Raw genomic sequence first — 20,425 nt, 5'->3', positions numbered from 1 at the left:
ACCCTTATAAGAACAAGAATATTGCCTATGACCCTCAGCCCCAGCCTGTCGGGCCCTTCTGTGGAACCGCGGGTTATCCGCAAACAGTACGCCATGGAGATGGCGGTCGAGCGCACGCGTCTGCTGTATCAGGGCTCGTTGCTGCCCACGCTGTTCATGTTGATCAATGGTCTGGTCTGCGCCGGGTTGCTCTGGAGCCCGCAGCGCTACTTCCTGGTGAGCATCTGGCTGATCTGGTTACTGTCGCTGGTGGCGCTGCGGGTGATTCAAGTCGCAGCCTTCGACTCGGCGATGCCCAGTCGTCAGGCGCAGCCAGTCTGGCGTCGAATGTTTCTGCTGGGGTCGGCCATGACCGGCCTAACGCTGGCCGGTGCCGGTATTGCCCTGGTGCCCACCGACAGCTTCCTGCAACAAGCCTGGGTATTCGGCCTGATCGGCGCGGCAACCCTATCGGCCAGTGTCGCCTATGCGGTGAGCCTGCCGGCCTTCCTGTCGTTCACCTTGCCGTGTCTGTTACCGGCGATCGGTTATTTGTTCTGGGGCGGCGATGAACAGCAGCAAGGCTGGGGTTGGCTCGGGCTGATTCTGTTGGGCTCTCTGAGTGTGGTCGCGTGGCAGGTCAACCGGCTGATCCAGCACGGCTTGATGCGGCGTTTCCAGAATCAGGCACTGATCGAGCACTTGCAGCAGGCGCAAAGTCGCAGCGAGCAGCTCAATCAGGAGTTGGCGCGGGAAATCGAACAGCGCCGCCACGCCGAAGAAGAGCTGCGTGAAGCTCAGGTCGGCCTCGAAAGCCGTGTCGCCCAGCGTAGCCGCGAACTGGACGCCGCCAACCAGGCCCTGAGCAAGAGCGAAGCGCGGCTGGCGCTGGCGTTGAAGGCCAGTGAGCTGGGTCTCTGGGACTGGAACCTGCAAACCGATGAGGTGCATCACACCCAGCTCAAGGAGTTGTTCGGCATTGAGCCGGAATTCGTCACGGCGATGCTCAGTCATCTGAAACCGCGGCTGCACCCTCAGGACTTGCCGCCGCTGCGGCGGGCGCTGGTCGAGCATTTGAAGGGCCGCACCGAGGATTATCAGATCGAATACCGCGTGCGCCATGGCGATGGCCACTGGGTCTGGATCGAAGACCGCGGTCGGGCGGTGGAGCGAGGTGCCAACGGACGGGTGATTCGGATGGTCGGCACCCGGCGTGACATCAGCGTCAGCAAAGGGCTTGAAGAGCAGCGGCAACTGGCGGCGACAGTGTTTGAAGCCGCCAGCGAAGGCATTGTGATTTTCGACCCGGATTACGCCTTGATCGCGGTCAATCAGGCGTTCAGTCGGGTCACCGGGTATCAGATTGAAGATTTGCTGGGGCGCAATGTGGTCGAGCTGCCGTGCAGTCGCGACGCGCGGCGGCATTATTCGGTGATCCATCAGGCACTGGAACAGCAGGGCAGTTGGCAGGGCGAGTTGGTGGAGGCGCGCAAAAACGGCGAGCTTTATCCGCAATGGCTGCAACTGAATGCGGTACGCGATACTCGCGGAAATGTCAGTCATATCGTGGGCTTTTTCGCCGATCTGTCAGCCCGGCGCGAATCTGAAGAGCGCATGCGCTACCTGACCCACTACGACGAACTGACCGGGCTGGCCAACCGCTCATTGTTCCGCGAGCGCCTGCATGAAGCCCATCAACGGGTGCGCCAGGGCGGCCGGAGCCTGGCGTTGCTGCACATCAACCTGGACCGCTTCAAATTGCTCAACGACAGCCTCGGCCATGAAGTTGCCGATCAGATGCTGCAGAAAATCGCTCGGCGTCTGGTCAATGCCCTGCCGGAGGCGGACACCATTGCGCGCTTGTCCGGCGACGAGTTCGCGGTGCTGTTCGACGCTTATGGCAACCTGTCGAGCCTGGCGCGGGTCGCCACTCGCTTGTCGACCAAGCTGCGCTTGCCGCTGACCGTTGAAGGCCATGAGTTGGTGGTCAGTGCGTCAATGGGCATCAGCATGTTGCCGGATAACGCGCGGGAAATTTCCGCGCTGGTCAGCCAGTCAAACATGGCCATGCAACATGCCAAGCATCTGGGCGGGAACAATTTCCAGTTCTACACCGATAGCCTGCAGGCCAGCACCCTTGAGCGCTTGCAGCTGGAGAACCAGCTGCGCAAGGCCATCGAAGAAAAGCAGTTGAAGGTGTTTTACCAGCCGAAACTCTGCCTCGCGACTGGCCGCTTGAACGCCGCTGAAGCGCTGGTGCGCTGGGATCATCCGACCATGGGGCAGGTGCCGCCGGGGGATTTTATCGGGTTGGCAGAGGAGGTCGGGTTGATCGGCGCCATTGGCGAGTTCGTGCTACGCCAGGCCTGCTGGCAAGCGTGCGAGTGGCAGCGTCAGGGGCTGGAGCCGATTCGGGTTTCGGTCAATCTGTCGGTCCACCAGCTGCGTCAGGGCAAGCTGGTCAGCCTGGTGCGCCAGGTGCTTGAAGAAACCGGTCTGGCGCCGCACTACCTCGAACTGGAGCTGACGGAAAGCCAATTGCTGGACAGCGTCGAACACATCATCGCGACCTTCCAGCAATTGCGCGACCTCGGCGTGAAGCTGGCGATCGACGACTTTGGCACGGGGTATTCGTCGCTGAGCTACCTCAAGCGTATTCCTGTGGACTACGTGAAGATCGATCAGGCGTTTATCCGTGGGTTGGGCGAGGGCGGGGAAGATGCGGCGATCACCCGGGCAATCATTGCCATGGCGCATGGGCTTTCGCTGAAAGTGGTAGCAGAAGGCGTGGAAACTGCAGAGCAGTTGGCATTCCTTGAGGCTGAGTCCTGCGATGAGGTGCAGGGCTACCTGATCAGCCGTCCGGTGGAGGCGTTCAAGCTTGCAAGCTTGTTAAGAGGGGAGCGCCCAGAGTGAGTTTTATTTTTTTCGTACGAAAAAAGCCTGCCAGTTAATGTGATTAGCCTGGCAGGAAAAGACCTGGGGGTGATAAGTGTCTTTTTATCTTAATGGGTGATCATGACGTCTTTAATATGGTGCAGAAGTTTACCTTCGAAGAAAATACTGACGCCGGTGACATGTGAGTCGCCCAGGTTTTTATAGGTGACGGCTTTTTCTGTTTCGACCTGAGTTGTAATGTCACCAGAATCTTTAAGTTCCAGATCAAGTCTCAGGTCGAAGGACTTGTCTTGCATTGGGCTCGGCACCAATGTCGGTATAATGCCGGGATGCGCCACGGTCACGGTTCCGTAAGTGCGGAGAAAAAGGTCACCCGGCATACGGTTGATCTGCGCTACCCAGCCACTATTTTTAATGCTCATGTTTAATATTCCATAAGTTAGAATTAAAGTGCTTCCTGCCCGGCCATTATTAGCGCGAAGTATTTTATTTGTGGAGTGCCATAGTTGTTCAAGATATGAGCGTGTTCATGCGTTGAGAATTAGTTGGGTATGGATTGACTTTGTTAGTTGGGTGAAGTGCAGGTGTCGGTAGTGAGTGCAGAGGGGGGCGTTGTCGTTTCAAGTTGAGATAAGGGATGAAGGCGTGTCAAGGGGCTTGAAAACGACAGCGGCTGCTTGCAGGTGGGGTAACGTGCGAAGGCAGCTACATCGGGTATGCATGGCCAAAACCGTGGGCAGAACAGGCATTGAGTTACGGATTGAACAGGCAAAAAGCGAATTCTTGTAGTATAACTACAAAATTGCTACATCCCCGGCGTCAGCCAATAACAATGAGTCCTGCCCTTTGAACCTGTTGCAGCACATCGCCCAGTCACGCCATCTGTTACGCAAGTCGGAGCTCAAGGTCGCCGATCATGTGCTGCTTGATCCTGCGGCTGTGATGCACAGTTCCATGGCCGATCTTGCCCACAGTGTCGGCATCAGCGAACCGACCATCGTGCGCTTCTGTCGGGCCATTGGTTGTTCGGGCTTCCAGGACTTGAAGCTGAAACTGGCGCAAAGCCTGGCAGCAGGGGCGAGTTTCGGGCAGTTCGCGATTCACGAAGACGATTCGGTCGCCGACTACAGCCTGAAAATTTTCGACACCACCCTGCACACCCTGATGGAAGTTCGCGAGAAGCTCGATCCGTTGGAGTTGCAGAGGGCGGTGACCCTCATGTCCCAGGCTCAGCGCGTCGAGTTCTATGGTTTTGGGGCGTCCGGCGCGGTGGCGGCGGATGCCCAGCATAAATTCTTCCGGTTGCTGCTGACGGCTGCGGCCTATTCCGACCCGCACATGCAGGCGATGTCGGCGGTCACACTGAAGCCGACGGACGTGGCGATCTGCATTTCCCAGTCCGGCCGCTCCAAGGACCTGTTGATCACCGCCAACCTGGTGCGTGAAAGCGGTGCCTCGCTGATCACGTTGTGCCCGAGTCAGACGCCGTTGGCCGAGCTGTCGACCGTCAACCTGGCGATCGATGTGCACGAAGACACCGAGATCTATACACCGCTGACCTCGCGTATCGCACACCTGGTGGTGATCGACGTGCTGGCCATGGGCGTGGCCATGGCGCGTGGGCCGAGCCTGGTCAACCACCTCAAGAGCGTCAAACGCAGCCTTCGAAGCCTGCGTCTGTCGCCCAAGTCGGTAAAAGCCCTCGACGATTGATCCGACGATAGTGCGACAAGGGGCTTTTTGTGGCGAGGGGGCTTGCCCCCGTTCGGCTGCGCAGCAGTCGCAAAAGCTTTGGGGCCGCTTCGCGACCCAACGGGGGCAAGCCCCCTCGCCACAATGGATCTGGTTGCGGCAAAAATTTTCATCTGCCTGTAATCCCCGTGCCGCCAAACCGTCATCCCCCGCGCTTATCTTGAAACTCCCGTACTCGCCTTGGGAGACTCGAAATGGCCCAGCACTACGAAGAACGCAACAGCGCTGTCAAAACCCGCCGTCAGCAAGAAGACCAGCGTCGCATGGCGTTTCGCCGAGCGATTGAAGATCGCTGCGAGCACCGCCAGCTTCTGGCCGAGATCGGTGAATATCCGGATCTGGAACTCAACTATTGGCAGGCAACACCGGCAGCTTCGCGTCGAAACGCTCAACCAGCGCGCTGATCTGCGCCCGTTCACTGCGGATAAACCCCAGGAACGCATGCGCTACCGGTGACAGGCGTTTGGCTTTGGCCTGCACCAGGCACCAGCTGCGGTACAACGGCAGCTCTTCGACCGGCAGCTCTTTGAGTCCGCCGGTCGCCAACTCCAGGTTCAGGGCGTGGCGCGTCAATAAAGCCACGCCCAGACCCGCTACCACGCATTCGCGCTGGGCTTCGGCCGACGAGACCTCCTGGGTCTGGTTGAAGTGCACGCGCTTCTCTTTGAAATACTCCTCGCACGCCAGCCGTGTCCCGGAACCGGGCTCGCGCAGCAGCAATGTGTAGGGTTCAAGATCCTGCAAGCGCAAGGGCCCCATGTGGCACAGCGGATGATCCGGTGGCGCCACGGCAACGATCGGGTTGTTGAGGAACGGCAAAAACTCCAGGCCCATGTCCTGCGGCACCATGGACATGATCACCAGGTCGTCACGGTTGTCGGACAGCCGTCGGATGACCTGTCCACGGTTGACCACCGTCAGTTGCAGGTTCACTTCCGGGTGCTGGCGCTTGAAGGCGGCAAACAAGTGCGGTACGAAGTACTTGGCGCTGGATTCCACAGCCAGTTTCAGCTGACCTTGCAATGAACCTTGCATGTCCGAGAGCTGCATATCGAGGTTTTCCAGGCGCCCGAAAATGTCCCGGCTGGCGCGCTGTAACGCTTCAGCCGCTTCGGTCATGTAGAGCTTTTTGCCGACGTAATCGAACAAAGGCTGACCAATCAGCTCTTCAAGCTGACGAATCTGTAGGCTGACGGCCGGTTGTGTGAGCGACATTTCGTCAGCTGCACGGCTGTAGGAGCGTAAATCGCAGACTTCGTTGAAGATCTGAAGCTGGCGTAATGTCATACGCATCAAGGACTTACGCATTATTTAAACACTCTGGTCGCGGGTGGGCTCCTCAACTATAAGTCTTTACTTATGCCTGACCCAATTATTATTGATTTTTGTTAATCCCTTGAGCGGGCTAGTGTGACTGTGCGACTGGCTTGAAACATTTAGTCACGCGCCGACCCAGTCCAAGGTCGTGGGTAGCAACCGGCTCAAGGGAACCTCCAAGTGATAAAAAAGATCCTGATTGCCAACCGTGGTGAGATTGCCGTACGAATCGTACGTGCCTGCGCCGAGATGGGCATTCGTTCGGTCGCGATCTATTCCGACGCCGATCGCCATGCGTTGCATGTCAAACGTGCCGATGAAGCCCACAGCATTGGTGCCGAGCCACTGGCCGGTTACCTGAACCCGCGCAAGCTGGTGAACCTCGCGGTGGAAACCGGTTGCGACGCGTTGCACCCAGGTTATGGCTTTCTTTCGGAAAACGCCGAGCTGGCCGATATCTGCGCCGAGCGCGGTATCAAATTCATTGGTCCGTCAGCAGAAGTCATTCGCCGCATGGGCGACAAGACCGAAGCCCGCCGCAGCATGATCAAGGCTGGCGTGCCAGTCACGCCGGGCACTGAAGGCAACGTCGCCGACATCGCCGAAGCCCTGACCGAAGGCGATCGCATCGGTTACCCGGTGATGCTCAAGGCCACCTCCGGTGGTGGTGGTCGCGGGATTCGTCGCTGCAACAGCCGCGATGAACTCGAACAAGCTTTCCCGCGGGTGATTTCCGAAGCGACCAAGGCCTTTGGTTCAGCGGAAGTCTTCCTCGAAAAATGCATCGTCAATCCCAAGCACATCGAAGCGCAGATCCTTGGCGACAGTTTTGGCAACGTGGTGCACCTGTTCGAGCGTGACTGCTCGATCCAGCGTCGTAACCAGAAGCTGATCGAGATCGCCCCGAGCCCGCAACTGACACCAGAGCAGCGCGCCTACATTGGCGACTTGTCGGTGCGTGCGGCCAAGGCCGTGGGTTACGAGAACGCCGGCACCGTGGAGTTCCTGCTCGCCGAGGGCGAGGTTTACTTCATGGAGATGAATACTCGGGTGCAGGTGGAACACACCATCACCGAAGAAATCACCGGTATCGACATCGTCCGTGAGCAGATCCGCATTGCCTCCGGCCTGCCGCTGTCGGTGAAGCAGGAAGACATCCAGCACCGCGGCTTTGCGCTGCAGTTCCGGATCAACGCCGAAGACCCGAAAAACAACTTCCTGCCGAGCTTCGGCAAGATCACCCGTTACTACGCACCCGGCGGTCCCGGCGTCCGTACTGACACGGCGATCTATACCGGTTACACCATTCCACCATTCTACGATTCCATGTGCCTGAAACTGGTGGTCTGGGCGTTGACCTGGGAAGAGGCGATGGACCGTGGCTTGCGCGCCCTCGACGACATGCGTCTGCAAGGGGTCAAGACCACTGCCGCCTATTACCAGGAAATCCTGCGTAATCCGGAATTCCGTAGCGGTCAGTTCAACACCAGCTTCGTTGAAAGCCACCCTGAGCTGACCAACTACTCGATCAAGCGCAAACCCGAAGAGCTGGCCCTGGCCATCGCCGCCGCCATTGCCGCCCACGCAGGCCTGTGAGGAATACTCCAATGACTAAAAAAATCCACGTAACCGACACAATCCTGCGCGACGCTCACCAATCGCTGCTCGCGACTCGCATGCGCACTGACGACATGCTGCCGATCTGCGACAAGCTCGACAAAGTCGGCTACTGGTCGCTGGAAGTCTGGGGCGGCGCGACCTTCGATGCCTGCGTACGCTTCCTCAAAGAAGACCCGTGGGAGCGTCTGCGCAAACTGCGTGCGGCGCTGCCTAACACGCGTCTGCAAATGCTCCTGCGCGGTCAGAACCTGTTGGGCTATCGCCACTACAGCGACGACGTGGTCAAAGCCTTCGTCGCCAAGGCGGCCGTGAATGGCATTGACGTGTTCCGCATCTTCGATGCGATGAACGACGTGCGTAACCTGCGGGTGGCCATCGAAGCGGTGAAAGCGGCCGGCAAACACGCCCAGGGCACCATCGCCTACACCACCAGCCCGGTGCACACCATCGAGGCGTTCGTGGAGCAAGCCAGGCAAATGGAAGCCATGGGTTGCGACTCCGTGGCGATCAAGGACATGGCCGGCCTGCTGACCCCGTACGCCACTGGCGAATTGGTCAAAGCACTGAAAAGCGAGCAATCGCTGCCCGTGTTCATCCACTCTCACGATACCGCCGGCCTGGCCGCGATGTGCCAACTCAAGGGCATCGAAAATGGTGCCGACAATATCGACACCGCGATCTCCAGTTTCGCCTGGGGCACCAGCCACCCGGGCACCGAGTCGATGGTTGCCGCCCTTAAGGGCAGCGAGTTCGACACCGGCCTGAGTCTGGAGCTGCTGCAGGAAATCGGTTTGTACTTCTACGCCGTGCGCAAGAAGTACCACCAGTTCGAAAGTGAATTCACCGCCGTCGACACCCGCGTGCAAGTCAACCAGGTGCCGGGCGGGATGATTTCCAACCTCGCCAACCAGTTGAAAGAGCAGGGTGCGCTGAACCGCATGAGCGAAGTGTTGGCCGAAATCCCGCGGGTTCGCGAAGACCTCGGCTTCCCACCGCTGGTGACTCCGACGTCGCAGATCGTCGGTACTCAGGCGTTCTTCAACGTGTTGGCCGGTGAGCGATACAAGACTATCACCAACGAAGTGAAGCTCTACCTGCAAGGCGGTTATGGCAAAGCGCCGGGTGTTGTTAACGAGCAGCTGCGCCGTCAGGCGATCGGCAGCGAAGAAGTCATTGATGTCCGTCCGGCGGATTTGATCAAGCCGGAAATGACCAAGCTGCGCGGCGAAGTCGGTGCGTTGGCCAAGTCTGAAGAAGACGTACTTACCTATGCGATGTTCCCGGACATCGGGCGCAAGTTCCTTGAAGAACGCGAAGCCGGCACCCTGACTCCGGAAGTGTTGTTGCCGATTCCGGAAGCTGGCGGCGTGACCTCGGCGGGCGGCGAAGGTGTGCCGACCGAGTTCGTCATTGACGTTCACGGTGAAACCTACCGCGTCGACATCACCGGTGTGGGCGTCAAGTCCGAAGGCAAGCGTCACTTCTACCTGTCCATCGACGGCATGCCGGAAGAAGTGGTGTTCGAGCCACTCAACGAATTCGTCAGCGGTGGCAGCAGCAAGCGTAAGCAAGCCAGCGCACCGGGCCACGTCAGCACCACCATGCCAGGCAACATCGTCGATGTGCTGGTCAAGGAAGGCGACACCGTGAAAGCTGGCCAGGCAGTGCTGATTACCGAAGCGATGAAGATGGAAACCGAAGTGCAATCGGCCATCGCCGGCAAAGTCACCGCCATCCACGTGGCCAAGGGCGACCGGGTCAATCCGGGCGAAATACTGATCGAGATCGAGGGCTGATTTAACAGCCTCGACTGCAACGCTTTTACCTCGGGGGGGCATGTGCCCCCCTTTTTTTTCGCTGCGGATTTGTGGACGTTAGAAGCTCATTCGCCATTGACCCATCACGCCGTTTTCGTGGCTGTTGCTGACGTTTTTCCTTACGTCGTTCTCGGATGCATCGATTTCAGGATGATTGCGGTGCCTTGGATATGCTGAGCTTGCGGCGTAAGGGACGCCTTAGCTCCGCTGCTTGTACGCCTTCCCGTAATGTCGCTCCATCCGCGCCTGAATCAACTCCAGACCAATCGACAACAGCCAGTAAATGATCGCTGCCGTGCTCAGCATTTCGATGTAGCGATAACTGGAACGGCCGTAGGACTGCGCCAGGAACATCACTTCCCAGACGCCCATCACCGAGATCAGCGATGAATCCTTGAGCATCGAGATGAATTGGTTGGTGGTGGGCGGGATGATGGTGCGCATGGCCTGTGGCAGGGTGACTCGCCAGAAGATCACCGACTCGCGCATACCCAGCGCGAGGGAAGCTTCGCGCTGGCCGTGGGGTACACCGACGATGCCGGCGCGGAAGATTTCGCTCAGGTACGCCCCGTAATTCAGCGATAACGCGATGATCCCGGCGGCAATGGCGCCGGGGACAATGCCCAACTGCGGCAGGCCGAGGTAGATCAACAGGATCTGAATCAGCAACGGTGTGCCCCGAAAAAACGACGCGTAGAAGCTGGCGATGCCGAACGCCACGGCACTCTTCGACAACCGCGCCAGGGCGGTGATGAAGCCCAGCAGCGACGAGGCGACAATCGAGCACAGGCACAAAAACAGTGTCAGTGCTGCGCCTTGCAAGAAGCCGTTGGGCGCCAGATGCAGGCCGATCAGGTTTGGCAGCTTGTCGAGAATGATCGAAAACTTCAGGTCGAAGCTCAGGAAGAAACTCGCGAACAAACCCAGCATCGTCGCCCAGGTCAGGTACAGGCGGGTACGAAAACCAAAAACGCGTTTGAGCAATGACTCAGCCACCGGTTGCGGTGGCTGAGGAGGGTGGGGGAAAGAAGTCATTTGCTGATATCGGCGCCGATCCATTTTTGTGACAGCCGGGTCAGGGTGCCGTCCTGTTTCAACTGGGCAAAGACTTCGCGCACTTTGCCATCCCACTGGGCATCACCCTTTTCGATGGCCACGGAGTTGGGTTCCGAGTACAGCGGCTCACCGGCAAGCTTGAAGCGTTTGTCTTCAGTCAGGCGCGGTTGTGCGGTCACAAGGTTGGTGAGGACCGCATCCAGTCGCACGCCGGCGCCCAGGCTCAGGTCCTGGAAGGCGACGTTGTCGGTGTCATACGGAGCGATCTGTACGTTCTCGAACGGGTACTGCAATCGGGTGTCTTCAGCGCCTTCGATCACCAGGTTTTTGTTCAGGTAGCTTTCGTAGCTGGACGCGCTGGTGAGGCCGACTTTTTTGCCGCTCAGGTCTTTGGCACCATGGATGCGATCGTCTTTGGCATTGACCACGATCACGGCTGGCGAAGCGTAGTACTCCACCGGGAAATCGAAGACTTCGGCGCGGGCCTTGCTCGGGGTCATGGAGCAGATGCAGATGTCGTAACGACCGCTCCAGCGACCGGCCGCGATCACGTCCCAGGACGGCGTTTCGAGACGCAGTTTGACGCCAAGTTTGTCTGCCACGGCTTTGGCCACGTCGACGTCGAAACCGTCGAGCTGGTTCTGATCGTTGAGGAACGAGAACGGCGGATAGCTTTCCATCAGCACGCCCACCAACTCTTTCTTTTGCTCGATACGATCCAGCGTGGTACCGGCAAAGGCTTGGGAAGAAGCAGCGAGAATCGTCAGGCCCAGGGCCAGTAGCGGTTGAAGTTTCACGGGCAGTTCCTGACTAAAAAAGAAGTTGTTATTAACTGAATGGTGCGTATTTAATAGTTATAAGGACAACTCTGGTAGTGAGTTATTTTCATAAGCATATGAGTAAAAAACATATGGACGCACGCAGCACGGTAATTCTGGATGGCGGTATGGGTCGCGAACTGCAACGCCGAGGCGCGCCGTTCAGGCAGCCTGAGTGGTCCGCGCTGGCGTTGAGCGAAGCACCGCAAGCGGTTGAGGCCGTCCATACGGCTTATATCGAAAGCGGTGCAAACGTGATCACCAGCAACAGCTACGCGGTGGTGCCGTTTCATATCGGTGAAGAACGTTTTGCGGCTGAAGGTCAGGCGCTCGCCGCATTGGCGGGGGAGCTGGCACGGCGTGCAGCCGACGCGGCTAGACAGCCCGTGCGTGTGGCGGGTTCATTGCCGCCGCTGTTCGGTTCCTATCGTCCGGACCTTTTTGATGCTGCCCGGGTGACTGAATTGCTGACGCCATTGGTCACGGGCCTGGCACCTCATGTCGACCTGTGGCTGGCTGAAACCCAGAGTTCGATTGTCGAAGCGCGGGCTATTCATGCCGGCTTGCCAAAGGACGGTAAGCCGTTCTGGCTGTCGTTTACCTTGAAGGATGAAGACACGGACGAAGTGCCGCGTTTGCGTTCGGGCGAACCTGTGATCGAAGCCGCTGCGGTGGCGGCAGAGCTGGGTGTCGAGACGCTGCTGTTCAACTGCAGCCAGCCGGAAGTAATTGGTGCGGCGATTGATGCTGCGCGGGAAACCTTCGAGCGTTTGGGTGTGAAAGTCCACATCGGTGCGTACGCCAACGCCTTCCCGCCGCAACCGAAAGAGGCCACGGCCAATGATGGTCTGGACCCGTTGCGTGAGGATCTCGATCCGCCCGGTTACCTGCATTGGGCGGCCGATTGGCAGAAGCGCGGCGCGAGCCATCTCGGTGGTTGCTGCGGGATTGGCCCGGAGCATATAGCGGTGTTGGCGCAGAAGCTGGCGTAAAGATCGTTCCCACGTCGAGACGTCGAACCGGCCGCGTGGGAATGCAGCCCCTGACGCTCCGCGTCATATTCAAAAGCGGACGCAGAGCGTCCAGTGAGGCATTCCCACGCAGAGCGTGGGAACGATCATCAGGCGCGGCACTCAGCCAGGGTTTTCAACTGCCCCGAATCTGTCTGGTTCTCATCCGACAGCCACTTCTCAAACCCCGCCCCAATCGCCGGCCATTCCGAATCCAGAATCGAATACCACGCGGTGTCGCGGTTCTGGCCCTTGACCACCATGTGCTGGCGGAACACGCCTTCGAAGCTGAAACCCAGGCGTTCGGCGGCGTATTTGGAGCGGGCGTTGCCGTTGTTGCACTTCCATTCCAGGCGACGGTAGCCGATGGCGAACGATTCCTTGGCCAGCAGGTACACCGCTTCGGTACTTTTCGGAGAGCGCTGCATCGCTGCACCGAAGGTGACGTGGCCGATTTCGATGCGACCGTGGGCCGGGACGATCGACATCAGGCTGAGGATGCCTTGCACTTCACCGGTGGCGCGGTCGATGACGCTGAAGAAATACGGGTCGCTGTTGGCGGCGTGGTTGTTCAGCCAGTCGTTGAACGCGCTGCGCTCCGGGAACGGGCCGTAAGGCAAGTAATCCCACAGCTTCGGGTCGGCGCCGGGGCCTTGCAGGGCTTTGAACAAGCCGTCGGCGTGGCGTGCCGGGTCGAGTTTTTCCAGGCGAATGAAGCGTCCTTCGATCAGTTGAACCGAGGGCGCTGGAACGCCTTTCCAGCCAGCGAGTGAAGTCGACATGTTGCTCTCCTTGAACCTTAAAGGCCTTTGCGAAACTGGATGAAACCAGGACGTTCGGCGATGCGCTCGTAGAGCTGGATCGCGGTGGCGTTGGTTTCGTGGGTCAACCAATGAACCTTGCAGCAACCGTCGGCCTTGGCCGTGGCGTAGACGAACTCGATCAGCTTGCGGCCGGCACCAGTGCCGCGGGTTTCGGGCGTCACCAGCAAGTCTTGCAGGTAGCAGGAGTTTTCGATGCTCCAGTTCGAGCGGTGATAGATGAAATGCACCATGCCCACTGCTTTACCATCGACCCAGGCAAGGGCTGCGTGAGTCGGCTCGCTCGGGTCAAGGAACCGTTGCCAGGTGCTGTGGCTGACAGCCTCTGGCAGCTCGGTGTTGTAAAAATGCAGGTAGGCTTGCCACAGCGGCAGCCAGGCTGCGTGGTCATCGGCGGTGACGCGGCGAATCTCGATCTGACTCATGATCATTCCTTGGGGATCAGGTGGGCGAGGGCCTGGTCGTGCGGGTTGGGGCTGGCGATCAGTCCTTCGCGCACGCCGGCGATGTCTGCGGTACTGCGGTTCTGGCTGAGCTTGCGCTTGCCTTCCAGACGCTGGATCGGCAGGGCGAAGCCGACAATGGCCTTGAGCATGCCATTGATGTAATGGGCCGGCGCGTCGTCGACTTTCCACGGCTGGGGGCGGTCGCGTTCATGGCGATCGGTCAGGGCGCTGACCAGATTGCGCAGGCGATGAGCATCGCTGAACACTTCGGCGCTGCCATAAGCGTGCACCGCCACGTAGTTCCAGGTCGGCACGACTTTACCGTGGTCCGCTTTGCTGGGGTAGTACGACGGGCTGACGTAAGCATCGGCCCCGGCAAAAATCACCAGCGCCTCGGCCCCGGCTTCCAGCTCCTGCCACTGTGGATTGGCTCGGGCCAGGTGGCCGTAAAGGGTGCCATTCGGGCCTTGTTCCGGGCTGAGCAGCAGCGGCACATGGCTGGCCTGCAAACCCTGCTTGCCATGGGTAACCAACACGGCCAGGCGTGTGTCGAGGATCTGCTGATGCAGTGCGGGGAGGTCGTCGATGGCAAATGCGCTAGGGGTATACATGGATATTTTCCTTGGCGAATACCTTTATCCTAGGCAGGCTATTGGTCTGTTGTAAGAGCCATTAACAGCCAATTTCGTAGGTCCATTAGCGAAGCTCCATTGCCATGAACAACTCGCCTCTGTCCCTGTCGTTCAACCCGGCGGGTATCGAACTCGATCGCCGCCAGGGCTTGAGCCGTCAGCTCTATCAGGCCTTACGCCTGCGTGTGCTCGACGGTCGGCTGGTGAGTGGTACACGCTTGCCTGCCAGCCGCGATCTGGCCGCGGCGTTGTCGATTTCGCGCAATAGCGTGGTCCGTGCCTACGATCAACTCTACGCTGAAGGCTTCATCGAGGGGCGGGTGGGGGACGGCACGTATGTGGCGCAATTGCCGCAAACGGCATTGCCGATGAAAAAACTATCCACAAAAGTATCCACAGGGTTACCAACAGGCTTACCCACAGGGTTATCCACAAGGCGGCTGGATTTACCTGTGGTTTCATCCAGTAAAGTTATCCACGGCGGTGCTTTGGAGCGGGTCGAGAAACACCATTTACCCAGGCCTCCAAGTGGTCCGCCGAGGGCTTTTCGGGTGGGGGTGCCGGCCTTTGACCTGTTCCCGTTTGAGGTCTGGGCCAAGCTGAATGCGGCTTTCTGGCGTAAGCCGGATTTACAGCACTTGTGTTACGGCGCGCCCGAAGGTTACGAGCGCTTGCGCGGGTTGATCGCGGCCTATTTGCGCAGCGCGCGCGGCATGCAGTGCAGCGCTGAGCAAATTGTGATCACCAGTGGCGCACAGCAGGGGATTAGCCTTTGTGCACAGCTGCTGGTGGAGCCCGGCGATGGGGTGGCTGTGGAAAACCCCGGCTATCGCGCGGCTGGGCATGCCTTCGCCGTAGCCGGGGCGCGGCTGCATGGGGTCTCGGTGGACAACGAAGGCATCAATTGTGCTGAGCTGGCTGAGTTGAGCGACTGTCGATTGGCCTACGTCACGCCGTCTCATCAATATCCGACGGGCGTGATCATGAGCCTGGCGCGGCGTCTGGAATTGCTCGCCTGGGCTGAACGCACTGATGGCTGGATCATCGAGGATGACTACGACGGCGAGTATCGCTACAGCGGCGCCCCACTGGCGCCCTTGGCGGCGCTGGATCGACAGGGTCGAGTGCTTTACGTCGGCACCTTCGGCAAAGTCGCGTTCCCGGCGTTGCGTCTGGGGTATCTGGTGTTACCGATGGGTCTGGTAGACGCGTTCTCCCAGCGTCGTGCGGTGGATGTGCGTCATTCCGAGGTGAGCACCCAGGCGGTAATGGCCGAGTTCATGGCTGCCGGGCATTTTCAGCGGCATATCCGCCGTATGCGGCGCGCGGCCTTGAGTCGGCGCAACACGCTGTTGGCGGGTTGGCCTGTGGATATCCCGGGTGTTGGCAGCCTGCCGAGTGTCGCGGCGGGGCTGCACTTGACGGTGGCGGTCGACACTCAGGCCCGCGAGCGCGAATTGATCGACGCCGCGGCGAGTGTTGATGTCGAGATCAATGGCCTGAGCAACTATTGGCTGCCGGAGTCATGCACCCCGCCAGACCAGCGCGCCGGGCTGGTGCTGGGTTTCACGGCGGTGCCCGAGGAGGCGATCCGCGCAGCGCTCGGGCGGTTGAAAAAGGTCTGGTGATGCCGGGGCCGGAGGGTGGAGTCGCGATCAGCGTCCTTCCTTCATGGCGTTGCCTGGGGTTCCAGATCCAGAAACAGTTTGCGCAGGCTCGGGTCGACTATTTTCCGTAGCACACCGTCAATGGGTTCGACGGTGGTCAACAGTCGCCGCTGTTCAGGGGGGAGCGTCTCCAGGTATTTGTCCGCGACTTTCAGGTGAGCAGTCGTGGGCGTGTCTACTGGACTGCTGAGGGTTTCGTAGTGGAAATGCGCCACCCACAATGCCTGATCATTGTTCGTCTTATCCAGAATCCGGTACTCCTGAAAGTAGTCCCCGAGCTGTTTGGTCTGGATTCGGCCTTGTTCGTTTCGGGTGATTCGAACCTGCTCGTTTTCGTGCATCCATTTGAGGCTGCTTTGCGTGGGTTTGCGCTCTTTGTACAGGCTCGCTCGGGTGCTGATGCCCGCTTCTCTTACCTTGATTGCCGCCTGACGCAGTTCCAGGCTCAGGGTGGCCACTGGCGGAGGGGTACCTTCGGCGTTTTTGCTCCTGATCATGGCCAGATCAACGCTCGTGGCGTTTTGTTCCAGTTTGAGTGCGTACTGATCGAACAGGTCCTGCATGTCGGCGGGGATGCGTCGGGGTCGCAAAGCGTCTTTGCGGGTGCGCTCGATAAATGGCTGAACATCCAGGCTCTGCTCAAGACCGGCCTCGATGATGTCGGTATCGCTCAGCACCGGCGTTGGCTGCACGCTGACACCTGGCATGACTGCCTTGAGTGGAGCTTCCTTGGCTTTGGTGACTTCGCTATTACCGGGATCGCGAGGGCGGGTCTTGCTAACTTTTACCGGCAGGCGTGATGGGCCGGGACGTGCGGGTTCTGTTGAGCCCTGCGTTATCAACACTTCACTTTCGGGCAGCAACGTATGCAGTTGGGTGTGTGCCAGTCGTGAAAACTCTTCGATCAGTTTTCGCAGATGATCGAGTTGAGGCTGTTTGAACAGGTGGGGGTAGGTGTCTGGTAACTCCCGGATTCTTTGATCAGTGTCGGCAAAGGTATCGACAAGTCCGCCGAAGTCTTCAATACGTTCTTGTGGGGCAGCGTTACCGCCTGCAATGTTCATCAGGTCCGCAACCCGATGAGCGGCCTCGGCGGCGCTCACGATAATGCTGCCGACGGCGTTACGGGCCTGGGACATTGTCGGGCTGGCCTGCTCTTGCATACACAGCTCTTGCGCCATGCCTATCTCGTTTGCCTTGAGCTCCAGTGCCGAGAATGAAGGCAGCAGCTTGCTGATTTTTATGGCTTCAGCTATGCCCGGCCTTCCCGCCGCATGCATTCCTTGAAGTGCCGTTTGCGAGAGTTCAAGTTTCTCGACCATTGCGTGGCTCAGGTCTGTCGCCCGCCGGATGTTGTCAATGTAGGTTTGCCGTGTGATCGCTGTGTCCGGCTGGGGGGCTTGCGTAAATGCGCTGGTGGCTTGGATATACTGGTGTTTTTTTGCGGTAAACCAGAGCGAAAGATGCTTCTGCATCTCCGTGCTCAGGCGTAGCAAGTCGTAGGTATAGCCTGTTGTTCCGCCGAGCGTGCGCCACTCTCGCAGTTGCTCGAGTGCTTGCTCATAACTATTGATCAAGACTTCCAGTTTTTCCGCGTAAACCCCGAGCATTCGGTCGTAGGCATCGCCGTTGGCTGTCAGCAAATCTGTTTGCGCTCTTGCCAGCTCCCTTGCCTTCGCAGGTTCCTGGGTCTTGAATGAGTCCAGTGCGTTTTCCAGTTCATGTTTACGCTGCTCTTTGGCCGCTTTCATGCTTTTGAGGCGATTTTTCGGGCCGCCGCCGCGCAAGCGCAGTCGGGTGTCCACGAACCATTGACCTTGCTGGTTATGGACTAGCAGGGGGCCGGTTCGCGTGACGTCTTTGGGGTCGATGAGAATGACCTGAGCGTCGGCGTCCAGCATGACGTTGAACCAGCGTTCGCCGACCTGTGCATAGATCTTGTCGTTGAGCTGGTAGAGGTGGGGAGGTGCTTCATTGACCGTGGTCAGTTCTGTGTCGGCAAGGTTTGGCGCGGAGACTTTGAGGGTGTCCAGGTAGGTGCCCAGCGTCGAAATGGTGCGGCGCGGCACGGATCCCGCGACCTCAACCGGGGAGCGATGGCTCTGTGGCAGTTCAGCGACAAGCGGGGTGGGGTCCAATGCAATGGTGAGCGGCGCGGTAGGTGGTTTTATCTGCTCCTCTATCGGCAGTGCAGGTTGCAGTTTGCCCGATGCCGTTTTGCGTCGCATCACGGCGTGATGGCTGAGGATGATCCCGAGTGCCAGCAGAATATCCGCCACGGAGGTCCATTCGATGAAGCTGTCACCCTGATCTCGGGCATCGAGTGCCTGCTGGATTTCGTTGATGGTCTGCCAGACCCAGACAGCGGTTCCGACTGCACCACTGAGGAAGTTTGAGGTGACGCTGAACAGCGCCCAGCTGCTGTCTTTCAACAAGCGCCAGCGCCGTTCGGCATTTGATTGCGACTGACGGTCAGCCAAATCGACGATCGTCTGTGCGTTGTTTTTGAACAGTGTCGAAAGAATGTTGCCGGTTATCTCCTCGTATTTGAATATCACGTGTCCGAACCTGTCCACCCTCAGCAATGGATCGACAACCTGTTCGGCCACCAACCAGGGGGACGGCAGACCTACAGGGAAAACATATTGAGCGTATTCAAAGCTCAGGGCCTTGTCGGGTAGCCATGCCAGCACCGAATCTCGGAGTTCACCGGGTTGGTGCAAGGCATACAGCAAATTTTGCCGGGAGGGGAACTGCATCAGTGGTGGCTCCAGCATCGGACGATAAAGCAGGCAAGCGCCGCTCTCGGCGCTTCGAGGGCTGATGATGTACATGTTGGCAACCGTGTCGCTGGTGCTGATCAAGCGATGTTGCGGGGTCATCGAGAGGGGGTAGATAGCGATCGGTTGCGCTGTCTCCGTGTCGAGGTTGAGCAGCTCACGGATGTATCGATAGCCGTGCTCATCAATGCCCGCTTCTTGCCTGACCTTGCTTTCCAGTGCCATGAGCGGCAATAGCAGGCGCAGCTGGTCGATATAGAAATTTTCCTGGCGTCGGGATTCAACCAGGTCATCAATCAGCTTGCGCTTGATCAGTGCGGGATAGACCTCACCGATATTGACTCGAGCCGACAACGTTGTGAGGAATTCTGGCGTCAGCCAATCCGGAACCTGCCGGGCATTTTTGAAGAAGATGCTCGCCAGGTAAGGCGCTTCGTTCTCCAGTGCGAAGTCGGCGAGCGTTTCGGTGTGCTGGTTGCGGGGATCGGGGAGAGTGAGATCGTCGACGGTGAAACTATCGGTGATCTTGATCCGCAACTCATCCAGCACCAGGTCCGCCGCACCGACGGCGTGAGGGTCGGCGATGATCGCTTCGCTCATCAGGCGCTGGGCGTATGAGGTGATAGACGGGATCTCGTCTTTGGCAGCCTTGTAGTCGGGCTGGCGATACACCTTTCCCAGCGCCGTGACGTAACGACTGTAGTCTTGTATATCGCTGAACGATGCGTTGCGCAGCCAGTCGGGAATCGCCGCAGCCAATTGCTCGATCCGTACGTGTTCCGTGGTGTCGATCTCGACCTCGGAAGCAAGCACATCGGTTGTTGGCGCCTCCAGGAATCGGAGTGCATCGATGGCATCGAGCTGCGACGACACCAGTGCCCAGGCCATGTGATCGAAGATATTCCCGTCGGGCTCGTAAAGCCGCCATTTCAGGTCGCGCCCTGCCAGTTGATCTTCCAGGCGTGCTGGAAGCGAATTACCCAGTTGTTCCATTGAATCGAAAGACTCGTAAGCGCGCTCGATGGTGTACATCACGATCAGTTCGCGCTTGCGATACGTTGCCTTGAGCACCAGAGCACCACCGACCAGGAGGTGGCTGGCAACCTCATTCTCGATGGTGTCTATGTCGATCAGGCACGCCTGGATCGCTGAAAAGTCGCTGTTCACGGGGCTGCGCAGGGCTTTGTCGGGAGCCATGGAAATCTCTCGCGCCATGGCGCATTCATCGGCATCCCAACCGTTGACCTGCCGTACGTTCAGCGCCTTGCGCAGTGTGTCGGAGAGTTCCTGCCAGCGCGCGATCCTGTGTCCCTTCTGGTTCCAGAAATCCAACTGCCGCGCCTGGAATTCGACAAACAATAACGGTGCTGAGTCATTGAGCACGCCGGCGACTTCCTCGATGCTGACGGCGAGATGAATCGGATCTTTGGCATGTCGCTCCAGGGTGAGAAAGTGTTCGCCTTCGATGTAATTGGCCTTTGTCGTGTTAAAGCTATGGCGGATCAGTGCGTGCGTCAGTGATTCGAATCGAAAGGGGCCGACCTCGATCCGGTTATCAACCTGGAGCCATTGTGGTGTTGCGATCATTGCGTGGTCCGGGTCAATGTCCAGGTCTGGATAAAGCTCTTTCAGCGCCTGAGTCATCAGGTTCGAAGCAATCTGGTTGAGGGTTGGGCCGTGGCTGGTCAGGGTGACCAGATCGCTTTTCTCTACAAGGCGCGTGGTGTCGCTGGATGTCTCTAGAGGAACGTTATCAGTCATGTTCGCTTCCTTCGTGTGGTTTCCAGGACGCAAAGACAAGTCCTGGTCGTG

15 protein-coding genes are annotated in these 20,425 nt (G+C 58.7%); 7 read left to right on the top strand and 8 right to left on the bottom strand.

The genetic code is table 11. The features are described from left to right. Nucleotides 1–27: 27 nt before the first annotated feature. Nucleotides 28–2,895: a putative bifunctional diguanylate cyclase/phosphodiesterase gene (locus tag AO353_RS10050; RefSeq protein WP_054594788.1), complete on the top strand. Its 2,868-nt coding sequence runs from the start codon at nt 28–30 to the stop codon at nt 2,893–2,895. A gap of 89 nt (nt 2,896–2,984) precedes the next feature. Here the strand turns inward: AO353_RS10050 and AO353_RS10045 are convergent, their stop codons facing one another. Then, the gene (locus AO353_RS10045) at nt 2,985–3,299 is read right to left on the bottom strand and encodes a hypothetical protein (protein ID WP_054594787.1); all 315 of its coding nucleotides are present in this window, start codon (nt 3,297–3,299) and stop codon (nt 2,985–2,987) included. Between the two features lie 424 nt (nt 3,300–3,723). Between AO353_RS10045 and hexR the strand changes: the two genes are divergently transcribed. Together hexR and AO353_RS29665 are read left to right on the top strand one after the other, a co-directional pair. Continuing rightward, nucleotides 3,724–4,590: a transcriptional regulator HexR gene (hexR, locus tag AO353_RS10040; RefSeq protein WP_007954250.1), complete on the top strand. Its 867-nt coding sequence runs from the start codon at nt 3,724–3,726 to the stop codon at nt 4,588–4,590. Nucleotides 4,591–4,823: 233 nt separating this feature from the next. Then, nucleotides 4,824–5,033: a PA3496 family putative envelope integrity protein gene (locus tag AO353_RS29665; protein WP_081013719.1), complete on the top strand. Its 210-nt coding sequence runs from the start codon at nt 4,824–4,826 to the stop codon at nt 5,031–5,033. Here AO353_RS29665 and AO353_RS10035 read toward each other — a convergent pair. Then, entirely contained in the window at nt 4,975–5,937 is a 963-nt protein-coding gene (locus AO353_RS10035) for a LysR family transcriptional regulator (RefSeq protein WP_054594786.1), read from the bottom strand. The genes AO353_RS29665 and AO353_RS10035 overlap by 59 nt on opposite strands. Nucleotides 5,938–6,126: 189 nt before the next feature. Between AO353_RS10035 and AO353_RS10030 the strand changes: the two genes are divergently transcribed. Beyond that, a complete protein-coding gene (locus AO353_RS10030; protein ID WP_054594785.1) occupies nt 6,127–7,542 on the top strand; it encodes an acetyl-CoA carboxylase biotin carboxylase subunit in 1,416 nt (471 codons plus the stop codon). Nucleotides 7,543–7,553: 11 nt separating this feature from the next. Further along, nucleotides 7,554–9,362 (top strand): sodium-extruding oxaloacetate decarboxylase subunit alpha, encoded by a 1,809-nt coding sequence (oadA, locus tag AO353_RS10025; protein WP_054594784.1) that lies wholly within the window; start codon nt 7,554–7,556, stop codon nt 9,360–9,362. A 219-nt stretch (nt 9,363–9,581) separates the two neighbouring features. On the opposite strand, the gene AO353_RS10020 is transcribed toward oadA, so the two are convergent. Both AO353_RS10020 and AO353_RS10015 read right to left on the bottom strand, forming a co-directional pair. Then, nucleotides 9,582–10,418, bottom strand: a complete 837-nt coding sequence (locus tag AO353_RS10020) for an amino acid ABC transporter permease (protein ID WP_054594783.1) — start codon at nt 10,416–10,418, stop codon at nt 9,582–9,584. Further along, nucleotides 10,415–11,236: an ABC transporter substrate-binding protein gene (locus tag AO353_RS10015; protein ID WP_054594782.1), complete on the bottom strand. Its 822-nt coding sequence runs from the start codon at nt 11,234–11,236 to the stop codon at nt 10,415–10,417. Before AO353_RS10015 ends, AO353_RS10020 begins: the two co-directional genes overlap by 4 nt. Before the next feature lie 113 nt (nt 11,237–11,349). Between AO353_RS10015 and AO353_RS10010 the strand changes: the two genes are divergently transcribed. After that, on the top strand, nt 11,350–12,249 hold the full coding sequence (locus tag AO353_RS10010) for a homocysteine S-methyltransferase family protein (protein ID WP_054594781.1): 900 nt from the start codon (nt 11,350–11,352) through the stop codon (nt 12,247–12,249). 128 nt (nt 12,250–12,377) lie between these two features. Here the strand turns inward: AO353_RS10010 and AO353_RS10005 are convergent, their stop codons facing one another. Genes AO353_RS10005 through AO353_RS09995 form a run of 3 tightly spaced genes read right to left on the bottom strand, consistent with a single transcriptional unit; the run spans nt 12,378 to nt 14,145 of the window. After that, nucleotides 12,378–13,049 carry a GNAT family N-acetyltransferase gene (locus AO353_RS10005; RefSeq protein WP_054594780.1) on the bottom strand — a complete coding sequence of 224 codons (672 nt, stop codon included), beginning with the start codon at nt 13,047–13,049 and terminating at the stop codon, nt 12,378–12,380. Nucleotides 13,050–13,066: 17 nt separating this feature from the next. Beyond that, complete coding sequence (locus AO353_RS10000; RefSeq protein ID WP_054594779.1) at nt 13,067–13,513, bottom strand: GNAT family N-acetyltransferase; 447 nt, start codon at nt 13,511–13,513, stop codon at nt 13,067–13,069. 2 nt (nt 13,514–13,515) lie between these two features. Further along, entirely contained in the window at nt 13,516–14,145 is a 630-nt protein-coding gene (locus AO353_RS09995; RefSeq protein ID WP_054594778.1) for an FMN-binding negative transcriptional regulator, read from the bottom strand. Between the two features lie 104 nt (nt 14,146–14,249). Here AO353_RS09995 and AO353_RS09990 point away from each other — a divergent pair, with 104 nt between their 5' ends. Then, nucleotides 14,250–15,794 (top strand): PLP-dependent aminotransferase family protein, encoded by a 1,545-nt coding sequence (locus tag AO353_RS09990; protein ID WP_054594777.1) that lies wholly within the window; start codon nt 14,250–14,252, stop codon nt 15,792–15,794. Between the two features lie 41 nt (nt 15,795–15,835). Here the strand turns inward: AO353_RS09990 and AO353_RS09985 are convergent, their stop codons facing one another. Next, on the bottom strand, nt 15,836–20,374 hold the full coding sequence (locus AO353_RS09985; protein WP_054594776.1) for a dermonecrotic toxin domain-containing protein: 4,539 nt from the start codon (nt 20,372–20,374) through the stop codon (nt 15,836–15,838). Nucleotides 20,375–20,425 lie beyond the last annotated feature (51 nt).

The organism is Pseudomonas fluorescens (assembly GCF_001307155.1).
Taxonomy (GTDB): Bacteria; Pseudomonadota; Gammaproteobacteria; order Pseudomonadales; family Pseudomonadaceae; genus Aquipseudomonas; species Aquipseudomonas helvetica.
The sequence above is the reverse complement of the archived record's forward strand: the minus strand, read 5'-3'. Positions and strand labels throughout refer to the sequence as shown.

What these genes read in the sequence shown, in the direction of transcription:
- AO353_RS10050 (WP_054594788.1), top strand. Translation starts at nt 28, where the DNA reads ATGACCCTCAGCCCCAGCCTGTCGGGCCCTTCTGTGGAACCGCGGGTT.
- AO353_RS10045 (WP_054594787.1), bottom strand. Translation starts at nt 3,299, where the DNA reads ATGAGCATTAAAAATAGTGGCTGGGTAGCGCAGATCAACCGTATGCCG.
- AO353_RS29665 (WP_081013719.1), top strand. Translation starts at nt 4,824, where the DNA reads ATGGCCCAGCACTACGAAGAACGCAACAGCGCTGTCAAAACCCGCCGT.
- AO353_RS10035 (WP_054594786.1), bottom strand. Translation starts at nt 5,937, where the DNA reads ATGCGTAAGTCCTTGATGCGTATGACATTACGCCAGCTTCAGATCTTC.
- oadA (WP_054594784.1), top strand. Translation starts at nt 7,554, where the DNA reads ATGACTAAAAAAATCCACGTAACCGACACAATCCTGCGCGACGCTCAC.
- AO353_RS10020 (WP_054594783.1), bottom strand. Translation starts at nt 10,418, where the DNA reads ATGACTTCTTTCCCCCACCCTCCTCAGCCACCGCAACCGGTGGCTGAG.
- AO353_RS10010 (WP_054594781.1), top strand. Translation starts at nt 11,350, where the DNA reads ATGGACGCACGCAGCACGGTAATTCTGGATGGCGGTATGGGTCGCGAA.
- AO353_RS10005 (WP_054594780.1), bottom strand. Translation starts at nt 13,049, where the DNA reads ATGTCGACTTCACTCGCTGGCTGGAAAGGCGTTCCAGCGCCCTCGGTT.
- AO353_RS10000 (WP_054594779.1), bottom strand. Translation starts at nt 13,513, where the DNA reads ATGAGTCAGATCGAGATTCGCCGCGTCACCGCCGATGACCACGCAGCC.
- AO353_RS09995 (WP_054594778.1), bottom strand. Translation starts at nt 14,145, where the DNA reads ATGTATACCCCTAGCGCATTTGCCATCGACGACCTCCCCGCACTGCAT.
- AO353_RS09990 (WP_054594777.1), top strand. Translation starts at nt 14,250, where the DNA reads ATGAACAACTCGCCTCTGTCCCTGTCGTTCAACCCGGCGGGTATCGAA.
- AO353_RS09985 (WP_054594776.1), bottom strand. Translation starts at nt 20,374, where the DNA reads ATGACTGATAACGTTCCTCTAGAGACATCCAGCGACACCACGCGCCTT.